The sequence below is a fragment of the Larkinella sp. C7 genome, assembly GCF_006149005.1.
Taxonomy (GTDB): domain Bacteria; phylum Bacteroidota; class Bacteroidia; order Cytophagales; family Spirosomataceae; genus Larkinella.
The window spans coordinates 11,283-32,472 of sequence record NZ_VBSL01000001.1; the positions used below are offsets into that span (position 1 = coordinate 11,283).

Here is a 21,190-nt window from a genome sequence, read left to right on the forward strand (position 1 = left end):
AACCAGATGGTTCTGGCTAACCCTAACCCACAGCGATTACGGTTTGTACGAAACCCGGAACCGGCTCAGATCCGGCGGGTTGACTCGTTTCCGCTTGACTTCATAATCGAAAATGATTCGTCCCAGATTCGCCATAAACGGGTAGCCTACGGTTTGGTAATCGTAGGCATCGTCGTTGAAAATACCGTCTTCGTTGCAGTAAATCACCGCCGACAACAGAAACTCCACACCCCTATCAAAGTCCACGATGTAGGCATTGTCGATCATGTATCCGTAAGCATCCCCCACTTTATTAAAAATCCGGACCGACGGCGGAAGTTGGCTTTTGGCATCGCCAAACACCAGAAACTTGCAATAGCTGTCGTAATACGTAGAATCATAAGTCGGAAACTTCGATTCGCGCGGCAACTGGGACAGGTAACGGTATAAAAACCGGTAGTCGTTGGAGGTCAGGTCGAACCGTTTCCGCACCGGCACGTCATCGGGAAACAAAACCGCCTTCAGCATTTCCTGCTGGTCTTCGAGCGAAAAGTAGTTCTTTTCGGTAAAATCGAACGGTTCCTTCACCAGCGTGCCACCTTTCAGGTAGCCGACGCCCCGGCGAATGGCTTTCTCAGGCCGGAAGATTTTGTCGCAAACCTGCACGGGCTGCTGGTACAAAACCGTATCGGATTTGACCAATCGAATGGCGTTGGTTTGGCGGTTTTGTTCGGGGGTCAGCGGGATGGAAAGCCGGTGAACAATGCGCAAATCCCGGTACCCTTTGTCACGCAGCCGTTCATTCATTTCGCAGGGTCCGACAAACTCATACAGGCGGTTGAACGCATCGTTGTCGCTGACCATCAGGATTTTCCGGGCGTAGTGCGCCACCGACGGCAGCCCGTTTTCCGCCGTCGTGTCGGTGCTAACGGCGGACTGTATACCGGCCAGCGAGTCGGTCAGCAGGGGGGTATAAATCGACAAACCCGGCTGTTTTTTGCTGAGCTGATTGATTTTCTCCAGTGCGAGCAGAACCGCTGGCAGTTTGACGGTACTGGCCGGATAAAAATACCGGTCTTTGTCGAGCCGGTAGCGGTAACTTTTGAAAAGCGGGCGGTTTTTCTCGTCGCGGTTGATTTGCGTATAAATAATCTGAACGTCGTATTTGGCCGGATTGGCCAGAACCCGGCCAAACAATTCCGGATTCTTTTTCAGGAGTTCGTCCAGAAATTTATCGGTTTGCTGGGCCGTGGTTTGAAACCCGGAAAGGGAAAGTAAGGTGGCAAGAACGCTAACATACCACCTTCGCCGATTATCGTTACACTCACCTCGTTTTTCCATACAGAAAGTCGCCTAGTTGTTCGATGTCCTCCGGTTGGTGCATCGCGTTGATCACAATGCGCGTATTGGGCTTGTCGGTGGGCGACGGATACGCAAACGAATAGACAAAAATCCGGTTCGCCAACAGGGACGAATATAACTGATCCTGAGCAGTATAAAAGACCGGATAAGCGGGAATGTGCTGAAATAAATCGGAATCGCCGACCCGGTTTTCAAACCGCCGGATGTTCTCAAGCAGCCGGTCAAAGGCCGCATGGTAAAGCCCCTGAGCCTGACCGAAGGCATGGAGATAGGCCGGTGGTGTGGGCGAACAGGCCCCGAAAAAGGCCGTCCGGCGAATGGACGCCAGCGTTTGGGGATCGGAAAAAATGACCCCGCCCGGCAAGCCCATCGCCTTCGCCAGCGATGCCGTGATAATCAGCCGGACGTTGTCCCGCCGGGGTATTTGCGAACCGATGCCGCTGCCCGCCGGGCCGATGACGCCCAAACCGTGCGAGTCATCGACCAGCAACGTAATCTCCTGATCAGCGGGCAATTGATGGACCCACTCGAACGAGTAGCCGACCGAAAACAAGGCATCCAGCGAATTGAGCGCAATGACGATGTGTCGCGTGGGGGCCGTTGCCACCAGTTCGGGCAATTGCTTCGTCCAGTCGTCGAACGAAAGCGTTGGCAAACGGATGTTCGGCTCCTGCCAGATGGCGGGATGGGCGTTAGGGCCATACAGAAAGCCAAACCCCTGCCCTTTCAGCCAGTTCACCACGGCCTGCCCCGCCAGCATACCCGACGAGAGGGTCAAAGCGGCTTCGGCGCGGGCAAAGGCCGCCAGTTTGGCTTCCGCTTCATCGTAAATACGGAGTTGCAGATTGCCGTTGCGCGACGAACCGAAAACCGTGCCATACTGCGCCATGCCTTCGGTCAGCAACGCCCGAAACGCCGGGTTCTGTGCCATGCCGAGGTACGACGTTCCACTGAAAAACAAATACGCCTGGCCGTCGAGGTCGATGGTTCGGCCGGGCAAATGGTCAATTGAATAAGGGTCGGTCATGAGTTGCGGGTAAGGTTCGCCCCCGTTCCATTCTCGTCGGCGTAAATCACCCGGCCAAAATCGAAGGTGACGCCCGTTGCGGGATCGTTGGTAATGAGCAGCGTGCCGTCCATGTCGACGTAATCGAGCAGGGGCAGCAACTGCGCAATGGCCGAGATGCCGACGCTGGTTTCGTTCATGCAACCGACCATAACTTTCAGGCCCAGTTGCCGCGCTTTGTCGATCATGCGCCGGGCGGGCGTCAACCCGCCACATTTGGTCAGTTTGATGTTGATGCCGTGAAAATATCCCGCACACCGTTCGACATCGCTTTCGACAATGCAACTTTCGTCGGCAATAACGGGCAGAACACTTTCCCGAACCACCCGTTTCATACCTTCCCAGTCGTCGGCTTTAAGCGGTTGTTCGATAAATTCGACGCCCAACGCTTTAAAATCCGGCGCATACAGAATGGCGGTTTCAGCGGTCCAGGCGCAGTTGGCATCCACGCGAAAAACCGCATCGGTGTGTTGTCGAAGCGCCCGGACAATGGCCAGATCGTCGGGCGTTCCGAGCTTGATTTTGTAGAGCGGCCAGGGCAATTCCTGCATTTTCCGCACCATATTGTCTACCGAATCGATCCCGATCGTGTAATCGGTGATCGGGTTTTGGCTCGCATCCAGGTTCCAGTGCCGGTACAGCGGTTTTCCGGCGCGTTTGGCCACCAGATCATGCGCGGCTTCGTCCAACGCACACTGGGCGAACGGGTTGTCTTTCAACGACTCATGCGCCAGTTGCCAGAGGTCTTCAGCCGTCGTCCATTCGCCTGATTCAATCAACCCGCGAATGCCTTCGAGGTCGTTGATCATACGGTCGAGCGTAATGCCGTAATATTTATTGGAAGTCGCTTCACCAAAACCGCTCAATGGGCCGTTGCGGAGTTCAACGATGAGCGATGGCTGGACGTCGCGGGAGTCGTGGGCAATGGTAAAGGTGTGTTTCAGTCGAAGGTCGAAACGGTGGAAATGGAGAGAAATGGGCATAATGGTTGATGATGATTAAAGAGTTTGTTTTCGGGTTACTGTTTCCGGTATATGGTGGCTGGCGCATACAAACAGAAACGCGTCAGCCAACCGAAAACGGAAAACCAAAAACACATTTACTGCCGGTTTGACAGCATGATCGCCGTCAAATCTTCAGCATTTTTCAGGTCCTGGGCAATTTTACGGTTCCAGCGCTCCTGCTCGGCGCGGTTGATGCCGTGCTGGGTTTCGCCGTCATACTGCTCCTGCCAGCGGTTCATGTCGCGGTAGGCTTCCAGGTACAGAAACTGCACGCGGCTGTTGTACTCCTCGAAATCCATGTCCGGGTCGGCGATGATGCGCTGTTTAAACCGCTCGACAACCAGTTTGACAATATCGAAATGTTTCTGTTCATGCAGCAGCCCGTAGGCGTCGGTATGCCCCGGACGCACCCACGACATGCTTTTTACCATGAACGTTTTGAACGTGAGTTGCACCTCAATAAAGCCATTGACCCAACGGCTGTGGCCTTCGTACGAAAACGTGGGAAAAATCGAAGCCGCATTGCGACTGCCGATGCGCGGAGCTGCCTGAAAATCGTCCCAGGACAGCGGCCGAAGCGGGTGGTAAAAAACCGTATCGCCCGACGCCTGCTGAATGCTGTGGTCGATATACACAAATTTAAGACCTTTCACCAGCGCCGGGCTTTTGTCGCGGTTGATTTTGATCCAATTGGACAGGTACTGTGCGGCACTTTCGAGGGCTTTGCGGGCCACCAGTTCCAGCCGGTCGGTTTGCCCGAACGAGCGCGTGTAAATCGTTCGGGCGGTATAGGTGGTCAACTGAACCGGTTTTCCGTCGCGCATCACATCGAAAGCCAGTTCCAGGCGGCAGGTGCCGTCGGCCTGAAATTCCTTTTTTGCTTTTTCGAAAAAAATGAGTTCCTGAATGCGGATGATAATGGGTACGCGCGTGGAGTCGGGCTGGAAACCGGGACTCAGCAAATCATCGAAGGTCGACGCGATTTCGTCGTTGCTGCGAACGGCGATACTGCTTTTCGGACCCGATAAGATGGTTCCCAAGTGCGCCTTAAAGGACCGCTCATCCCGAATTTTCAACAGTGAAAACGTGGGATTACGAACGAAAACGGGTTCTTTTTTGAACGAAATCCATACCGGTTCCTGCCCCGCCATCAGAAAATGCGGAAGCGAAAGAAGCAGGATGGATAGAACCCGTTTCACGATAGCTGAGGATGTTAGCGGAATGTATAAACCGGAAAGGCTTCGCCTTCGCTGAACTCAGCCCTTTCCGGCGGCAACTCCATAAAACCGTCGCATTGCAGCAAATTGGCATAGTCGGCTGACCCACTGCCCGGTAAAGGCGTGGCCAATCCGATTCCGTCCGAACTGACCGACAAACGAACGGGCAAAAAATACGTTAATAGGGGCGAAAATGAAACCGACCGGGCCAGGCGGGCGACGGAAGGCTGCAAAACCGGTAAACCCAGCGACGCCTTCAGCCACGGCAGCAGGTACCGGTACGCACAGAGGAACGTCGAAACCGGATTTCCGGGCAGGCCAAAAACGACCTTCTCCGCGTCGGAGGCCCCAAACCACAGCGGTTTTCCGGGGCGTTGCGCCACCTGATGAAACCGTTGCCGGACGCCCAGCCGTTCCATCACTTTCGGCACAAAGTCGGCTTTCCCGGCTGAAACGCCCCCGCTTAAGACGAGCGCATCGTACTCCGTCAGCAGCGTTTTCAGGGCGGTTTCCATCGTGTCGGCGTCGTCGGGCAAATGCAGCAGGGAGGTTTCGGCCCCGGCGGTTTGCAAAACCGTTTGCAAAAGATAGGTATTCGACCGGCGAATCTGATAGGGTTCAGGCGTTTCCGAAACATCGACCAGTTCGTCGCCCGTCGAAATCAGGGCAATTCGGGGTCGTTTGCTGACCAGAATTGTCGCTTTGCCAACCGATGCGGCCACGGCCATTTCCGGCGGACCCAGCCGTGTTCCAATCGGAACCAGTTCCTCGTATTGTTTCCGATCCGTCGCCCGGTGGTGCACATTCTGGCCAGCCTGAATGGCATCAATCCGAATTTCAGCCTGGCCGTCGGTGATTTGAAGATCTTCGTAGCGGATAACCGTATCGGTTCCCGTCGGTAACATGGCCCCCGTCATTACTTCGAGGCAAGCGGTTCGCTCGGTCAAATTTTGCGCCGGTTGCCCGGCAAACTGCGTTCCGGCGACCCGAAACTGCCGCTGTCCGGTTTCAAAAGCCGCAAACTGAATGGCGATGCCATCCATCGATACGCGGTTGAAAGGCGGCAGATCGCGGTCGGCAGTCAGCGGTTCGCGCAACACCCGCCCGGCAGCCTGCGATAAAGGGACGGGTTCAGCCGGCAACACCAGCAGGTGATTCAGGACAACGGAATAGGCTTCGGCGACGGAGAGCATAGGCAAGTTTTTTACAAAAAAACAAAAGAACACCACGCAACAACGCAGAGGGCGGAGAATTTACCAGAATCTTAGCAAATACCCCACCCTCCGCGTTTTTTTAGCAACGTCTTTTTTAGTCTTCGATCAAAATTCCCATTTTTCCCATCCGGTAATCGCGGTAGGCTTCCATCACTTCCACCTCGTTATTGAGCACAAACGGCCCCTGCGCCAGGATTTTTTCGCCAATCGGTTCGCCCGACATCAGCAAAATCCGGGTGTCTTCGAGGGCTTCGAGGGTGATGCCGTCGCCGTCGTTTTCCGGCACCACCATATACCGGGCGTTCACCTCCGTCTGGTCGCCGACGCGCAGTTTTCCGTCCAGCAAATACAGGAAGGCGTTGTGGCTGGCGGGCAGCGGCAGATAGATTTTACCACCGGTTTTCAGAGACAGAGTCGCGGAATTGATGGGCGAGAAGGTCGGGATAGGGCCTTTCAGACCCAGCAAGTCGCCCGTCACCACATTAACCGTCACCTTACCGTCATCGCTGACGAACGACGGCGTTTCTTCTTTCAACAGCGGGTGATAGCTTGGCTGGTCTTTCTTGTGTGCAGACGGTGTATTGACCCACATCTGAATGATTTCCAGTTCGTCGGACAGCGGACGTTCGCTGTGCATGATGCCCAAACCGGCGTTCATCCATTGCGTGCCGCCTTCAAACACACTCCGGTCATTGCCCCGACTGTCGCGGTGCCGCACCCCGCCTTTGAACACAAATGTGACCGGCGAGAAGCCCCGGTGCGGGTGCGGTCCTACGCCAGCGTGGTTGGGGTTTTCATTTTCTTTCAGGAAACTATGGCCGTGGTGTAACAGGACAAACGGGTCCAGGTAACTCAGCCGACCCGAGGGCAGCGGCTGGCGAACCCGGAGTTCGCCCATGCTCATCAACGGGGCGGGTATCAATTGTTGTACGGTGCGTTCAGTTTTCATCGTCGGAAGGATTTACAAGTAATTACATTTAATGTATATACATTTATATTGTACCAAAAGTTCATACCCATCACGCATATACTTAATACCATATCTCCAAACCCTGAAAGGGTTCTATCACTAGCCCCGGATGCAATCCGGGGTTGTGGATCACGATGGTCGGGGGTCGGGTGTTGTGGTTTATTTGGGGATCTTGTTGTTGAATTGGGAGAAAAAACCGTTTTTACAAACTCCCGGCTGATTTGGCGGGTTTACCTTTTGAATCCTTTTTTAGTTCTATGAGTGCCGACGCAACCGTTCCAACTCCATCATCCGATTTAACATCGCCCCTTTCTAATCAAACCGTTACCGGCCATACCGGGGTGCATTACGAGATTTTCATCCGGGCTTTCTGCGACTCCAACGGCGACGGCATTGGCGATCTCAACGGCGTTACCTCCAAACTGGATTATTTGAAAGACCTGGGCGTGTCGGCCATCTGGCTCATGCCCGTCAATCCCTCGCCGAGCTACCATATGTACGACGTAACGGATTATTACGGCATTGCACCCGAATACGGCACGATGGACGACTTCCGGCGGCTGGTTTCGGAAGCGCATCAACGAGGTATCAAGGTCCTTTTGGATTTCGTGATTAACCACACCAGCCGCCAGCATCCGTGGTTTGTGGAAGCCTGCAAAAGCAAGGACAATCCGTATCACGACTGGTACGTCTGGATGAGCCAGCAGGAAATCGACGCGCTCAACATTGCGACCCGTGAAATCACCGCCGATTCGCAGGAGAAAAACCCCTGGCACCGCGTTCCGGGTGCGCCGTTTTCGGAGAAATACTACGCCCTGTTCTGGAGCGGCATGCCGGATCTGAACTACGATAATCCGAAGGTGCGGGAAGAAATTTACAAAGCCGGGAAGTTCTGGCTGACCGACGTTGGCGTCGACGGTTTTCGGCTCGACGCGGCCCGGCACATTTACCCGGATTGGGAAGAACCGAAAAATCACCAGTTCTGGGAAGAATTTGGTCAGGTCATGGAAGCGGCAAAACCGGGCGTTTATACCGTCGGCGAGGTCTGGACGCGGGCCGAACGCATTGCGCCCTACTTCCGGGGACTGAAAGCCAACTTCAATTTCGACCTCAGCCTGGCTTTGCAGGAAATTCCGTTCAAGGAGCGGGACACGGCGGAAATCGTGCAGATGCTGGTGCGGAATCACTCAATTTTTGCCGAAGTGAATCCGAATTTTATCGACGCCATCATGCTCTCCAACCACGACCAAACCCGGATCGGCAGTTTTCTGAACGGCAACCTGAACCACCTGAAAGTGGCCGCCAGTCTGCTGCTGACGCTGCCCGGCAATCCCTACCTCTATTATGGGGAGGAAATCGGAATGCTGGGCGCCAAACCCGACGAAAACATCCGCGAACCGTTTCTCTGGGACATCGACAAAAATGACCCGGAACGCGCCCGCTGGCGCAAGGCCCGGTATTCGACCAGCCGAACCGTGACACCCCTGACGCAGCAGCAAACCGACCCGAATTCGCTTTACAACCACTACAAAAAACTCATTCACTTCCGCAACAGCCACCCGGTTTTGAACGACAACCTGAGCAAACTGGAAGTGACGGGCATTCAGCACAAAAACGTGATTGCGTTTGCCCGAAAATCCGGAAACCGGTCGGTGCTGGTCATCCACAACCTGGTCAAACGGGGGCTGGATGCGGTTCTGTATCCCTCCGAACTGGCTGAAGGAAAGCGCATTGTACTGGATACGGCGGGGGGCGCCAAGCTATTCAAAAATGGAAAAGTCCGGGTTCCGGCGTATGGCTGCGTAGTGCTGGAGTAATCCACTTCGAAACGAGGTCACATCCCCGGGCAGCAGGAAACCAGAAGTTGAAAAATAGTACCATAAATTGGAAAGAAAAGAAAAGAAAGCCGCCTGAGCAGCCCGTATATTTGCTACACGCCTTCTGAGTCGACGGTATTTTTCAGGAGCACCTTTTCGCTCACCCTGCCTTCGCAGGAATGGCTGAAAAGTACCGCCGGTTCAAGAGCATTCCTAACCCTTTTCTTTTTACCGTAGCAGGCCAGGCCCATGCGAGCCCCTATTTACCAATTTTCACTGCTGAGCTTTCTGCTGGTGGCAGGCTGTACGACGTACTGGCAGCAAAAAAAGACCGTTTCTTCCCCAACGGCCCAACCCCAACCCTACAGCGGCAACGCATTTGACGAACACATCCGCTCGACGGCGGCCCGCTCACCGGCAGACGAACAGGCCTGTTTTACGCTACCGCCCGGTTTTGAGATCGAGTTGTTTGCTTCCGAGCCGCAAATTGGCAAACCCATCAACCTGGCCTTCGATGCCAAAGGACGCCTGTGGGTCACGCAATCGGTGGAATATCCGTTTCCGGCGCAACCCGGCAATGGGCACGACCGGCTCACGATCCTGGAAGACCGGGATCACGACGGCAAAGCCGACACCTTTACCCCCGTCAGCGATACGCTCAACATTCCCATCGGTATTTTACCGGTTCAGGACGGAGCCGTGGCGTTCAGCATTCCGAACGTGTATCAACTCACCGATGCCAACGGGGACGATCAAATCGAGACCAGCCGTCGGCTGCTGGGGCCGTTTGGCTTCAAAGACACCCACGGCATGGTTAATCACTTCCGGCGCGGTTTCGACGGCTGGATTCATGCCTGCCACGGGTTTACGAACCTGTCGAAAATTGCCGGAACCGACGGCGACTCCCTGACGCTGGGCTCCGGCAACACCTTCCGGTTTCGGGCCGACGGCAGCCGGGTGGAACAAACGACGTTTGGCCGCGTCAATCCCTTTGGTCTGACCTTCGACGACTGGGGCTATCTCTACTCTTCGGATTGCCACTCTTCTCCCCTTTACCAACTGATCCGGGGAGCCGAATACCCGTATTTTGGACGGTTGCCGGAAGGAATCGGTTTTGCGCCCATCATGAAACCGCACGAACGGGAAGCCACCGCCCTGTCGGGTCTGGCCCTCAGCAGCGGCACCACGTTTCCCGAACCGTATCGCAACAGCCTGTTCATGGGCGATGTCGTAAAATGCCGCATTTACCGCAGTTCGTATGCCTTCAAAGGCTCCTCGCCGGTGGGGAAAATGGAAGAAGATTTTCTGCGGAGCACCGACCCCTGGTTTCGGCCCGCCGACATTGTTCAGGGGCCGGACGGCGCGTTATACGTGGCAGATTTCTACAACCGCATCATTGGTCACTATGAGGTGCCGCTCGACAACCCCGGCCGCGATCACGTTTTGGGCCGCATCTGGCGCATCACCTACAAAGGTCAGCTCGATAAAACCGGTCTGAAAGACTGGACAAAAGCCGGTCTCGACGACCTGCTGGAAGGGTTATCGGCCGACAATCTGTCTGTCCGGATGACCGTGGCCGATCAACTGATTCACCGCATCGGCAAATCGGCCATTCAACCCGTCGAAAGACTTCTGAATCAGCGCAAAACATCTGAAACGGCTTACGCGCAGGGCTTGTGGGTCCTGTACCAGTTGGACGCATTGCCGGACGAGTCCCTGCTCAGGGCGCTCCGGCACCCCCAGCCGCTCGTCCGGACGCACGCGCTGCGCATCGTTCGGGAAATGAAGACGCCCGGATCACCGTTTCAGGAACTGGTAAAAACCGCCCTGAACGACGCAAATCCCCACGTACAGCGGGCTGCGGTGGAAGCCCTGACCACGTATCCAATGCTGGAAACCGTTAAAACGCTGGTGGCTTTTCAGCAAAACATACCGGCTTTCGATACACACCTGGCCTATACCACCCGGCTTGTTCTCCGTGATTTATTGCGGGCAAAACCGTTGGGAACGCAAGCTACGCAGACAGCCTGGAGTCAGCCTGATCAAATCGCCCTGACCGAATCCCTGATCGGGGTCAATACCGTGTATGCCAGCGAGTTTCTGTTAAAAACGCTGAAAACCGTTTCTCTCCCGAAAGAAACGGAATTGAAGATGCTCCGCCAGACGGCGCTCTATCTGCCTGTTGCCCAACGCGATGATCTGGTGCGGTTTATCATCCAGAAATACCAGGGCGATCCGGGCAGCCAATACAAGCTGTTTACGGTGATTCAGCAAAGCATCAAACAGCAGGGCGGTATCGTGGACGAATCCGTCCGGAAATGGGGCATTGCACTGGCACAGAGCCTGATCGTGTCCCCGGCACCGGACTGGACGTACGCGCTGGAAGGGAATTTATACTTGAAAGACCTGCCGGTGGCGATTCGGATTCCGCCCGTCACCACCCTTTTGTCGCCCGACATTCGGATGTTTGGTTTTGATCTGGGTGGTCTCAAAGGCGTTGTCCGGTCGCCGGTTTTTACGGCTCCTGCGTCGCTGGAATTTTCTACGGTGAACTACAATCTCAAAACCAACACCGATCCCGAAAACCGGGTGCAGTTGCGACTGGCAGACGATACGACCCAGATCATTGCCCGAAAATCCTTTCTGAAAGCGAATGATTATCAGGCCGAAACCGTCACCTGGGATTTGCAGGCTTATCAGGGCAAACGCGTGTATCTGGAACTGGTCGATCAGGCTTCCGGGCTGATCTGGGTGGGGAATTTCAAAACGAATGCGCTTCAGGTTCCGGCCATCAACCCGAAGGAACAGGGGGAACAGCAACGGTTTGCAATCGAAACCGCCGGCGAATCGGGCATTATGTCCCTGGAGCCAACGATTCAAAAGCTGCTATCGAGTCCATCGACGGCTTATTTTATCAAAGTAGCCAGCATGCGGGCTCTGCTCCGGCTGGCTCCCGAGCGGTATGCGGCCCAGGCGGTTTCCCTCCTCTCCGATGACTCATCGCCCCAGCCGTATCGCAAAGAGATCGCCGGTATGCTGGGTGAGTTTCCGCTGTCGCAGACGGGCAAAGTGCTGGCCGACGGACTGAAAAAAACGACGGGCGATGTGCAGCTCGAGCTGCTGAAGGCACTGGCCACCACGTCAGACGGCAAAGACCTCATTCTGAAACAAGTCCGGAATGGCATTCTGTACACCCGGATTTTGCGGCAACCGGGTCTGGAAGACCGGCTGTTGCTGAACGCCAGCCCGAGACAACTGGCCGAATTCACCCAATTAACTGCGAACCTAAGTCCGATTGACGAAACCCGGGAAACACTCATCAAAGACCGGCTGGCGCACCTGGACGCTTCGGCCACCGGCGGACGGCAGATTTTCATCCAGAACTGCTCGCCCTGCCACCAGATCAACAAGGAGGGCGGGATGATTGGCCCGCAGTTGGACGGCATCGGCAGCTGGGGCAGTCAGTCGCTGGCCACCAAAATTCTGGACCCGAACCGGAACATCTCGGAAGCGTTCCGAACGTACACGATCAAGTTGAAAAACGGCAGCGTCAAAACCGGGTTGTTTCGCCGGGAAGAAGCCGCATCCGTGGTCTACGCCAATGCGGCTGGTGAGGAATTTTTTGTGCCGAAAAAAGACATTGCTGAAAGTCAGGCGTCCCGGTATACGCTGATGCCCGATCATTTTGGCCAGACCATTCCGCAGGCTCAGTTCAATCAGTTGCTCGGTTATTTGCTGAGTGTTAAGTAAAACCGCCACTGATTTCGGCGTTTTTGGCACCGTATTTTCCGAAAGTGCTCCGGCTGATGGGGACGGTTTGAATCATTTTCCGGGCCGAATGGCTATTTCCTGGTAAATGAAAGCCGGGAAATCCATCCAATTTCTCACCTTTGCAGTACCATGTCACAAAACCGCCGAAATTTCGTCAAAAAGCTGGCTGCAGCCGGCAGTGCGTTCTCCCTCAATAGCCTGTTCAACACGGTCCATGCTGCGGATTGGGCCGTTGCCAACGAGCGGGTTCAGCACCTCAGTCCGTTGCAGGTTGCGGCCGACGAGGATTATTGGGCGACCATTCAGCAGGGCTACACGGCCTCATCGTCGAGCATCATCATTCTGAACAACGGGGGCGTTTCGCCGTCTCCGCTGGTGGTGCAACAGGCCGTCGAACGCTACAACCACATGGTAAACCAGGGACCGTCGTATTACATGTGGCGGATTCTGGATCAGGGACGCGAGCCGGTGCGCGAAAAACTGGCGTTGCTGGCGGGTACGCTTCCCGACGAAATTGCCATCAACCGCAATGCTACCGAAGCGCTCAATACGGTTATCTATGGGCTTGATCTGGCAAAAGGCGACGAGGTAATCGGGACGTTGCAGGACTATCCCAACATCATTCAGGCCTGGCGGCAACGGGCGCAACGCGAGGGCATTGTCTACAAACAGCTCAGTTTCAATTTCCCGATCGAAGACGACGAGCAGATTGTCCGCGAATACGAAAAAGCCATTACGCCCAGAACCAAAATCATCCACGTCACGCATGTCATCAACTGGGTAGGCCAGATCATGCCGGTTCAGAAAATCTGTCGCATGGCCCACAAACAAGGCATTGAGGTGGTCGTGGATGGTGCGCACTCGTTTGGTTTGCTGGATTTCAAGGTGTCGGAACTGGGTTGCGATTACTTCGGAACGAGCCTGCACAAGTTTTTGTCGGCCCCCGTCGGCAGTGGGATGCTGTGGATTAAAAAGGAGAAAATTGCCAAAATATGGCCGCTGTTGTGCAACAGCCAACCAAAAAGCGACGACATCCGCAAATTTGAGACGCTTGGCACCCGCAGTTTCCCGATCGAACAGGGCATTGGCGAAGCCATCAATTTTCACAACGCCATTGGCAACAAACGCAAGGAAGAACGGGTGCGGTATCTGAAAAACTACTGGGCCGAAAAAGTGCTGAAGTTCCCCGGCGTCCGGCTGTCGACTTCGCTCAAATCCCAGTTTTCGTGCGGGATTTGCGGGGTAAGCATCGACGGCATGACGCCCGGCGAAGTGGAAGGCAAGCTCATGTCGAAATACAAAATCAACACCTCGCCCACAGTTTGGGAAAACATCAGTTGCGTCCGGGTGACACCCCACGTCTACACAACACTGACCGATCTGGACAAACTGGTGCGGGCGATTGGGGAAATTGCTGCGGAGAAAAAGAAGGCGTGAGGGGGTGATAGGCGATGCTCCATCACGCTTACTCAATGGACTTCATTAAACTATTCAATGCTATCCCCGCCATAGCCTCGTTTGTTTTCCTGTCAGACCGATCAAAACCGCCAAAAAAATCAGGGGCGTGATCAACTGGCGATGGTCAGCCGGATCATTGGCCGGCAAAAAACCGTCCTGCTTTTTGCCGTACAGCACCAGAACCGGATCACCCGACTTCAAATTCTCATACAAGTTTTTCGAAACCGGCATCCTCCGCTCCTGATTCCGGAATTGAAAAACCGCCTGGTAGCGATACGTTTTCGCCCGGCTTTTTTGCGTGCCTTTCCCCACCACGGTTCGCTCGGTCCGCTGAACGATCACGGCCATCGATTGCCCGTTTTCCCGGATTTGGTAAAAATTTCGATAATACACCACGGTCGTGTTCGTAAAAAACAAAGTCGTGAAACCCAGCGTAAGGCTCAGTGCAAGCCGGAGGAGTTGTTGCCGGGTCGCAACGCCATGCTGTGGAAAAACGGGATGATAAGTCAGTTGCCGGATCATGGTTCCGAAGACGATGAGAAGGTGATGATGCGTTTGTCACTTGCTTATCCCGGAAAAGTGAAAAGGTTATCAGACCGATTAAGTCGGCATTGGATTTGAAAACCGGCGATGCAAAAGCTATCTTTGCCAAACTTTTCCTCCTCATTCGCGCCATGCAACAACTCAGCGTCCGACACCTGCTGGGCATTAAGAACCTGACCGAGAACGACATTCAACTCATTTTAGGAACGGCTCGCGAGTTCAAAGACGTCATCAACCGACCCATCAAAAAAGTGCCGTCGCTGCGCGATATCACGATTGCCAACGTTTTTTTCGAAAATTCGACCCGCACCCGGCTGTCGTTCGAGCTGGCTGAAAAACGGTTATCGGCCGATGTGGTCAATTTTTCGGCCTCAGGCAGTTCGGTCAAAAAGGGTGAGACGTTGCTGGATACCGTCAACAACATTCTGGCCATGAAGGTCGATATGATCGTCATGCGCCACAGCAGCCCCGGTGCCCCACATTACCTGTCGGACCGCATCAAAGCCAACGTGGTCAACGCGGGCGACGGCACCCATGAACACCCGACGCAGGCCCTGCTCGACTCGTTTTCCATTCAGGACAAACTGGGTGATGTCGCGGGCAAACGCGTCGCCATCATCGGCGATATTCTGCACTCCCGTGTGGCCTTGTCCAATATTTTCTGTCTGCAAAAGCAAGGTGCGGAGGTGATGGTTTGCGGCCCTACGACACTGATTCCCAAGTACATCAACGAACTGGGTGTCAAGGTAAGCCACGACGTTCGGGAAGCCCTCAACTGGTGCGACGTCGCCAACGTGCTGCGGATTCAACTGGAGCGGCAACAGATCAAGTATTTCCCTTCGCTGCGGGAATATTCGCTCTATTATGGGATTTCCAAAAAGATGCTGGACGAACTCGACCGCCCAATTGTGTTGATGCACCCCGGCCCCATCAATCGGGGCGTCGAACTGACCTCCGACGCGGCTGATTCGCATCATTCGATTATTCTGGATCAGGTGGAGAATGGCGTAGCGGTTCGGATGGCGGTTTTGTATCTGCTGGCGCAGATGTAAGCACCCACGGACTTTAGTCCATGAGCTCACTGATAGTAAAAGGTAAACACGGACTAAAGTCCGTGGGTACGTGTATTCCTAAACCCATCGTCAATCAATGAAAACATTTTTACGCTTCACTTGCGGACTGATTCTTTGCGCATTCAGTTGCTCACTTCTTGCCCAACCCACCCAAACCTTCACCACCGCCAAATCCCCCGCCGATGCCGGGTTCTCCGCCGACCGGCTCAAACGTTTGGATGACTACCTGCAAAGTTTCATCGACAAAGGAATCGCCCCCAATGCCGTCACGTTCGTCGCCCGGAATGGCAAGATCGTCCATTACAAAGCGTTCGGTTACAGCAATGTGGAGAAGAAAACCCCGCTCAAACGCGACGATCTGTACCGCATTGCTTCCCAGTCGAAAGCCGTGGTGACGGTTGCGCTAATGACTTTATTTGAAGAAGAAAAATTCCTGCTCGATGATCCCATTTCCAAATACATTCCGGCCTTCAAAAATCCGCGCGTGCTGGTGAGCGTCGATAAAGAAAAAGGCACTTACGAAACCCGTCCGGCGAAAAGCGAAGTGACCATTCGCCAGTTGCTGAGCCACAACGCCGGGATTCCCTATGACCACCCGCTCGACCAGCGCCCGGAATTTAAAGTGCCGTTTTACAACTCGATCCAGCCGGATAAACTCGAAGATGTCGTCAACCGGATTGCCGCCCGCCCGCTTACCAAAGACCCCGGTGAAGCCTTCGTATATGGATTGAATACCGACATCATTGGCCGACTGATCGAAATCCTGGCCGGAAAACCGCTGGATGTGGCCCTGCGCGAACGGGTGCTGGAACCGGTCGGCATGAACGACACCTATTTTTATCTCCCGGCCAACAAAGCCAGTCGGCTGGTGGAACTCTATTCCAAAGCCAGCCCCGAAAAACCGCTGACCCTACATGAAAACAACGCCTACCGCTCGTTTGCCGTGGAAGGTGCCAAAACGTATTTTTCGGGGGGTGCCGGGCTGGTCAGCACGGTGGAAGATTACGCCAAATTCTGCCAGATGATGCTCAACGGCGGCAGCTTTAACAACAAACGAATTCTGGGGCGAAAAACCGTTGAGATGATGCTGCGCAACCAGATTGGCGATGCCAAAACCAGTGCCTACAACGACAAATTCGGGCTTGGTTTCCAGCTCGTTACGCCAGAAAGCAGCTATGGCAACGAAACCAGTCCGGGCACGTTTGGCTGGGGCGGCATGTATTGTTCCGAATACACCATCGATCCGAAAGAAAACCTGATCCTGCTGGTTTTCACCAATGTGCAGCCCTACGCCCACTCCACCGAATTCCGACGAAAATTTAAAATTGCGGTGTATCAGGCGCTGGAGTGACTCGTTCAGGAATAATAAATGTAAAATGATAAATATCAAATGTAAAATTGATCGGTACAATGCTCTTTACTTTTACATTCGATATTTATCATTTTACATTTATCATTCGAAACCCTCAAACTACTTCCTTCTCCCACTCAACTTTATATGACAGCACGGCTTCCGAGGCTTTGGCGCCCTGTTTGATGAAAAACGGCAGCACCAGGTCACGGAACCAGACGGCAATGGGATTCGTCACCACTTTTCCGTTGCCCGTCCGCCGGGCTTGGCGAACAATCTTCTCAACCCGCTCCCGGCGCAGGCTCTCGAACTTCGAAAAAGCGTGTTCCACCTTCAGCGAATCGCGCAGGCACTGGGCCAGCACGGCGGCATCTTCCAGGGCCAGCGACGCGCCCTGTCCCGAATGGGGTGAGGTTGCATGGGCGGCATCCCCCACCAGACAAACCGGCCCCTTGTGCCAGGCCGGCAGCGACGGCAGGTCGTAGACCGGCCATTTGCCGATGTCGCCGGGGGTCGACTGAATAATCTCCGGAACCGGGGCCGGGTCGTTGCCGTGGTTGCGGAGCAACTGCTGCCGCCAGGCTTCGCTGGACAGGGCGTTCAGTTCGTTCCGCTTCGGTTCGTTAGGCCAGGCCACGTTGCTGAACCAGTAGACCTCGCCGTCCGGTTTGGCGATGTACCCAAAAAAGGCTTTTTTTCCGAAGATCATCTGCATGGCCCCGGAGGTCGACAAACCGGGCGGGCATTGGGCAAAACCGCCACAATCGACAACCCCGGTATAGGTCGGTTTGGGGGCATTCGGAAAAAGCAGTTGGCGGGTTTGGGAGTGGATTCCGTCACACCCGATCAGAAAATTCCCCTCGGCTTGCGAGCCGTCTTCAAACCGGGCCGTTACGCCCTGAAAACCGTTGAGTTGAATCCCGCGAAGCTTCTTACCAAACCGAACCGGAATGTTCCGCCGAAGGGCTTCGTCGCGCAGGATCTGGTGCAATTGTCCCCGTTTGATCATGATGTTGCGGCTCCCAAACCGTTCTTCTTCATCGCAGCTTTCCAGTTGAGCCAACTGCCTGCCGTCGCTGTTGAAGAAATCCATTCCCACCGAATGAAAACCGTCTTTTTCCAGCAGGTGATCGATGTCCAGCGCTTTCAGGACGTTGACGCCGTTGGGGGCCAGGTTCAGAAACGCACCTGCTTCGTCCAGGCTTTCTGGTTTCGATTCGTAGATTTCGGCGTCAATGCCTGCCTGCTGTAAAAAAAGGGCTACCACCGGGCCGGCAATGCCGCAACCGATGATGAGGGCTTTCTGGGGAGTCGTCATGGTCGTTCTGCTGATTGAATGATCCAAAAGTAGAACAGCCCGCCCACCTATGCCTGCCGATTTTCGCGAACCGCCATTTTTGGCCGACGAGCGAACAATTCCAACCGACCGGGCGCGTTGCTTTTCTATACCACCCGAATTGTCTAGCTTTAACGTTCACCATTTAACAACACCCACAAGCCATGAATGCATCCAAAACCGCCCTGGTCCTGATCGAGTACCAAAACGATTTTACCTCACCGGGAGGCAGCCTGCACGACGCCGTCAAAGGCGTGATGGACTCCACCAACATGCTGGAGAATACGAAAGACGTTCTGACGAAAGCCCGGGAAGCCGGGGTTACAATCATCCATTCGCCAATCAGTTTTCACGAAGGCTATTACGAGATTACGGCTCATCCGTACGGCATTCTGAAAGGCGTGGTCGATAGCCAGTCGTTTCGGAAAGGCAGTTGGGGCGTCGAGATTGTCGATGATGTGAAGCCGGAACCGGGCGAGATCGTCCTGGAAGGCAAACGTGGCCTCGATGCATTCGCCAGCACCAACCTGGATTTTATTCTCCGCAGCAAAGGCATCGAAACCATTGCACTGGGCGGTTTTCTGACGAATTGCTGCGTGGAATCGACCATGCGCTCCGGTTATGAAAAAGGCTTTGAAGTCATCACCTTAACCGACTGTACGGCCACCCTGAGTGAAGAAGAACAGACATTTGCCTGCGCCAAAAACTTCCCCATGTTCTCCAAACCGATGTCCCACGACCAGTTTATAGACGAACTATCGGGCGAAAAGGTGACGGAAATTGAAGGACGCGGATACTCGGCGTAAAAATGAAAAGAATTTTAAATGGTAAATGATGAACGCTAAATGTAAAAGTGAACAGCACCTGGATACTTTTACATTTAGCGTTTACCATTTAAATTTCTCTCTTTTCAACGATCACACCAAGGCACGGCCCTCGATTTCAACTGCTTTTTTCATTAACTTACCCGCCCATCCTTGACCAACCATTGTTATGAAGAAGGTGTCCGTGCTGTTTTTTACGTTTTGGCTGGCTACGGCGGCAATAGCCCAGGTTCCGGCGCTCATCGACCGGCAACTGATTTTTGGCGATCCCGACATCATCGGCGCGCAGCTTTCGCCCGATGGGGCCTACATGTCGTTCATCAAACCGTATAAAGGAACCCGCAACATCTGGGTCAAAAAACGCGACGATCCGTTCACCGCGGCCAAACCGGTGACGGCCGACACGACCCGGCCCATCGCCAACTACTTCTGGTCGCGGGACGGCAAGTATGTGCTTTACGTGCAGGACAAGGGCGGAAATGAGAATTTCAACATCTACGCGGTCAGCCCCGCCGAGGGTCTGAAAGCCAGCACCGTACCGGCGGCCCGGAACCTGACCGATGTCAACGGGGTGCGGGCGGCTATTTACCGCGTTCCCAAAACCGACCCCAACACCCTCTACATTGGTTTGAACGACCGCGACAAAGCCTGGCACGATCTTTACAAACTGAACCTGACTACCGGTGAAAAAACGCTCGTTCGCAAGAATACCGACCGCGTTACCGGCTGGATTTTCGACTGGGACGACAAACTGCGGCTGGCCACCAGCACCGCAGCCGACGGCAGTTCCGACATCCTGCGGGTCGATGAGGCCGGTATGACCAAAATTTACTCCACGACGATTTACGAAACCAGCTATCCCATTGGTTTTCACAAGGATAACCAGCGGGTTTATCTGGTCACCAACAAAGACAAGTCGGACCTTCAGAAACTCATTCTGCTCAACCCGGTTTCGCTCAAGGAGCAGTCTGTCGAATCCGATCCGATGAAAAAGGTGGATTTCGGAAGCATTCTTATTTCGGAAGTAACCCGGGAACCCATTTTTACGACCTACACCGACGACCGGCTGCGCCGGTACTGGAAAGACAAACTGTTTGAAAAAGACTTTCAGTTCATTCTGCGGGAGCTTCCGGGCGTCGATGTTCTGTTCGGTTCGGCCACCGACGATGAGCAATACTGGCTGCTGTCGGCCACGAGCGACACCGACCCCGGCGCCACGTTTCTGTTCGACCGCAAAACCAAAGAACTGACGTTCCAATACCGCCCCCGCCCCAAACTGCCGATCAACGACCTGGCGCGTATGGAAGTCATCCGGTACAAGTCTTCCGACGGCATGGAAATCCCCGCGTTTCTGACCTTGCCCAAAGGCCGCGACCACAAGAATTTGCCGGTGGTGATTGTTCCCCACGGCGGACCGTGGGCGCGTGATGCCTGGGGGTATAATGCCTACCACCAGTTTCTGGCGAATCGAGGCTATGCGGTTTTGTCCATGAATTTCCGGTCGTCAACCGGCTACGGCAAGCAGTTTCTGAACGCGGGCAACAAGCAGTGGGGCGAAAAAATGCAGGACGACATCACCTGGGGTGTCAAATACCTGATCGATCAGGGCATTGCCGATCCGAAGCGCGTCGGCATCATGGGCGGTTCCTACGGCGGTTATGCCACGCTGGCGGGTCTGGCCTTCACACCCGACGTCTACGCGGCAGGTGTTGCCATTGTTGCGCCGTCCAACATCATCACGTTGCTAAACTCGATTCCGCCCTACTGGGAGTCGGTTCGGAAAACCTTCTACGAACGCATGGGCGACCCCAACACGCCCGAAGGCAAAGCGCAGTTGATGAAACAATCGCCCCTGTTTTCGGCCGACAAAATCAAATCGCCCCTGCTGGTGGTGCAGGGCGCCAACGACCCGCGCGTCAACAAAGCCGAGTCCGACCAGATTGTGGTGGCCCTCCGCGACCGCGGTTTCCCGGTCGAATACCTCTGTGCGCCCGACGAAGGCCACGGTTTTGCGCGACCCGTCAACAACATGGCGATGCTGGCCCTGGCGGAGAAATTTCTGGCCAAACACCTGGGCGGCCGGTTTCAGGAGTCCATGCCGGAGAACGTGGCCAACCGGTTGAAAGAGATCACGGTGGATGTGAAAACCGTGCAGTTGGCGGATAAGAAACCCTGACAGCGGTTGATGGTGTATGCTTTCTAAAA

General features: G+C 54.6%; 15 protein-coding genes. 7 read left to right on the forward strand and 8 right to left on the reverse strand.

Features of this window, described 5'->3' with window-relative positions; translation table 11 throughout:
* Positions 1–36: 36 nt before the first annotated feature.
* The 6 genes from FH871_RS00060 to FH871_RS00085 form a co-directional block, all read right to left on the reverse strand.
* Complete coding sequence (locus tag FH871_RS00060) at positions 37–1,320, reverse strand: serine hydrolase (RefSeq protein ID WP_138989314.1); 1,284 nt, start codon at positions 1,318–1,320, stop codon at positions 37–39.
* Positions 1,304–2,368 carry an aminotransferase class I/II-fold pyridoxal phosphate-dependent enzyme gene (locus FH871_RS00065; RefSeq protein WP_138989315.1) on the reverse strand — a complete coding sequence of 355 codons (1,065 nt, stop codon included), beginning with the start codon at positions 2,366–2,368 and terminating at the stop codon, positions 1,304–1,306. The genes FH871_RS00060 and FH871_RS00065 overlap by 17 nt, the downstream gene beginning before the upstream one ends.
* Positions 2,365–3,384, reverse strand: coding sequence for a dipeptide epimerase (locus tag FH871_RS00070; RefSeq protein ID WP_138990199.1), 1,020 nt, complete (start codon positions 3,382–3,384; stop codon positions 2,365–2,367). Before FH871_RS00070 ends, FH871_RS00065 begins: the two co-directional genes overlap by 4 nt.
* 122 nt (positions 3,385–3,506) lie before the next feature.
* Positions 3,507–4,610 (reverse strand): DUF922 domain-containing protein, encoded by a 1,104-nt coding sequence (locus tag FH871_RS00075; protein ID WP_138989316.1) that lies wholly within the window; start codon positions 4,608–4,610, stop codon positions 3,507–3,509.
* A gap of 14 nt (positions 4,611–4,624) precedes the next feature.
* Entirely contained in the window at positions 4,625–5,821 is a 1,197-nt protein-coding gene (locus tag FH871_RS00080) for a molybdopterin molybdotransferase MoeA (protein ID WP_138989317.1), read from the reverse strand.
* Positions 5,822–5,936: 115 nt separating this feature from the next.
* Positions 5,937–6,791 (reverse strand): pirin family protein, encoded by an 855-nt coding sequence (locus FH871_RS00085; protein WP_138989318.1) that lies wholly within the window; start codon positions 6,789–6,791, stop codon positions 5,937–5,939.
* 278 nt (positions 6,792–7,069) lie between these two features.
* Between FH871_RS00085 and FH871_RS00090 the strand changes: the two genes are divergently transcribed.
* The 3 genes from FH871_RS00090 (at position 7,070) to FH871_RS00100 (ending at position 13,837) form a co-directional block, all read left to right on the forward strand.
* Entirely contained in the window at positions 7,070–8,629 is a 1,560-nt protein-coding gene (locus FH871_RS00090) for an alpha-amylase family glycosyl hydrolase (RefSeq protein WP_138989319.1), read from the forward strand.
* Positions 8,630–8,878: 249 nt separating this feature from the next.
* A complete protein-coding gene (locus FH871_RS00095; RefSeq protein WP_138989320.1) occupies positions 8,879–12,379 on the forward strand; it encodes a PVC-type heme-binding CxxCH protein in 3,501 nt (1,166 codons plus the stop codon).
* 150 nt (positions 12,380–12,529) lie between these two features.
* Positions 12,530–13,837, forward strand: coding sequence for an aminotransferase class V-fold PLP-dependent enzyme (locus tag FH871_RS00100; protein ID WP_138989321.1), 1,308 nt, complete (start codon positions 12,530–12,532; stop codon positions 13,835–13,837).
* A gap of 60 nt (positions 13,838–13,897) precedes the next feature.
* On the opposite strand, the gene FH871_RS00105 is transcribed toward FH871_RS00100, so the two are convergent.
* Positions 13,898–14,380, reverse strand: coding sequence for a hypothetical protein (locus FH871_RS00105; RefSeq protein ID WP_138989322.1), 483 nt, complete (start codon positions 14,378–14,380; stop codon positions 13,898–13,900).
* Positions 14,381–14,532: 152 nt separating this feature from the next.
* On the opposite strand from FH871_RS00105, the gene FH871_RS00110 reads away from it, so the two are divergent.
* Entirely contained in the window at positions 14,533–15,453 is a 921-nt protein-coding gene (locus tag FH871_RS00110; protein WP_124876694.1) for an aspartate carbamoyltransferase catalytic subunit, read from the forward strand.
* Between the two features lie 97 nt (positions 15,454–15,550).
* A complete protein-coding gene (locus tag FH871_RS00115; protein WP_138989323.1) occupies positions 15,551–16,825 on the forward strand; it encodes a serine hydrolase in 1,275 nt (424 codons plus the stop codon).
* A gap of 115 nt (positions 16,826–16,940) precedes the next feature.
* On the opposite strand, the gene FH871_RS00120 is transcribed toward FH871_RS00115, so the two are convergent.
* Positions 16,941–18,143, reverse strand: a complete 1,203-nt coding sequence (locus tag FH871_RS00120) for an NAD(P)/FAD-dependent oxidoreductase (RefSeq protein WP_138989324.1) — start codon at positions 18,141–18,143, stop codon at positions 16,941–16,943.
* Positions 18,144–18,325: 182 nt separating this feature from the next.
* On the opposite strand from FH871_RS00120, the gene FH871_RS00125 reads away from it, so the two are divergent.
* Together FH871_RS00125 and FH871_RS00130 are read left to right on the forward strand one after the other, a co-directional pair.
* Positions 18,326–18,967, forward strand: a complete 642-nt coding sequence (locus FH871_RS00125; RefSeq protein WP_138989325.1) for a cysteine hydrolase — start codon at positions 18,326–18,328, stop codon at positions 18,965–18,967.
* A gap of 187 nt (positions 18,968–19,154) precedes the next feature.
* Positions 19,155–21,161, forward strand: coding sequence for a S9 family peptidase (locus FH871_RS00130; RefSeq protein WP_138989326.1), 2,007 nt, complete (start codon positions 19,155–19,157; stop codon positions 21,159–21,161).
* Positions 21,162–21,190 lie beyond the last annotated feature (29 nt).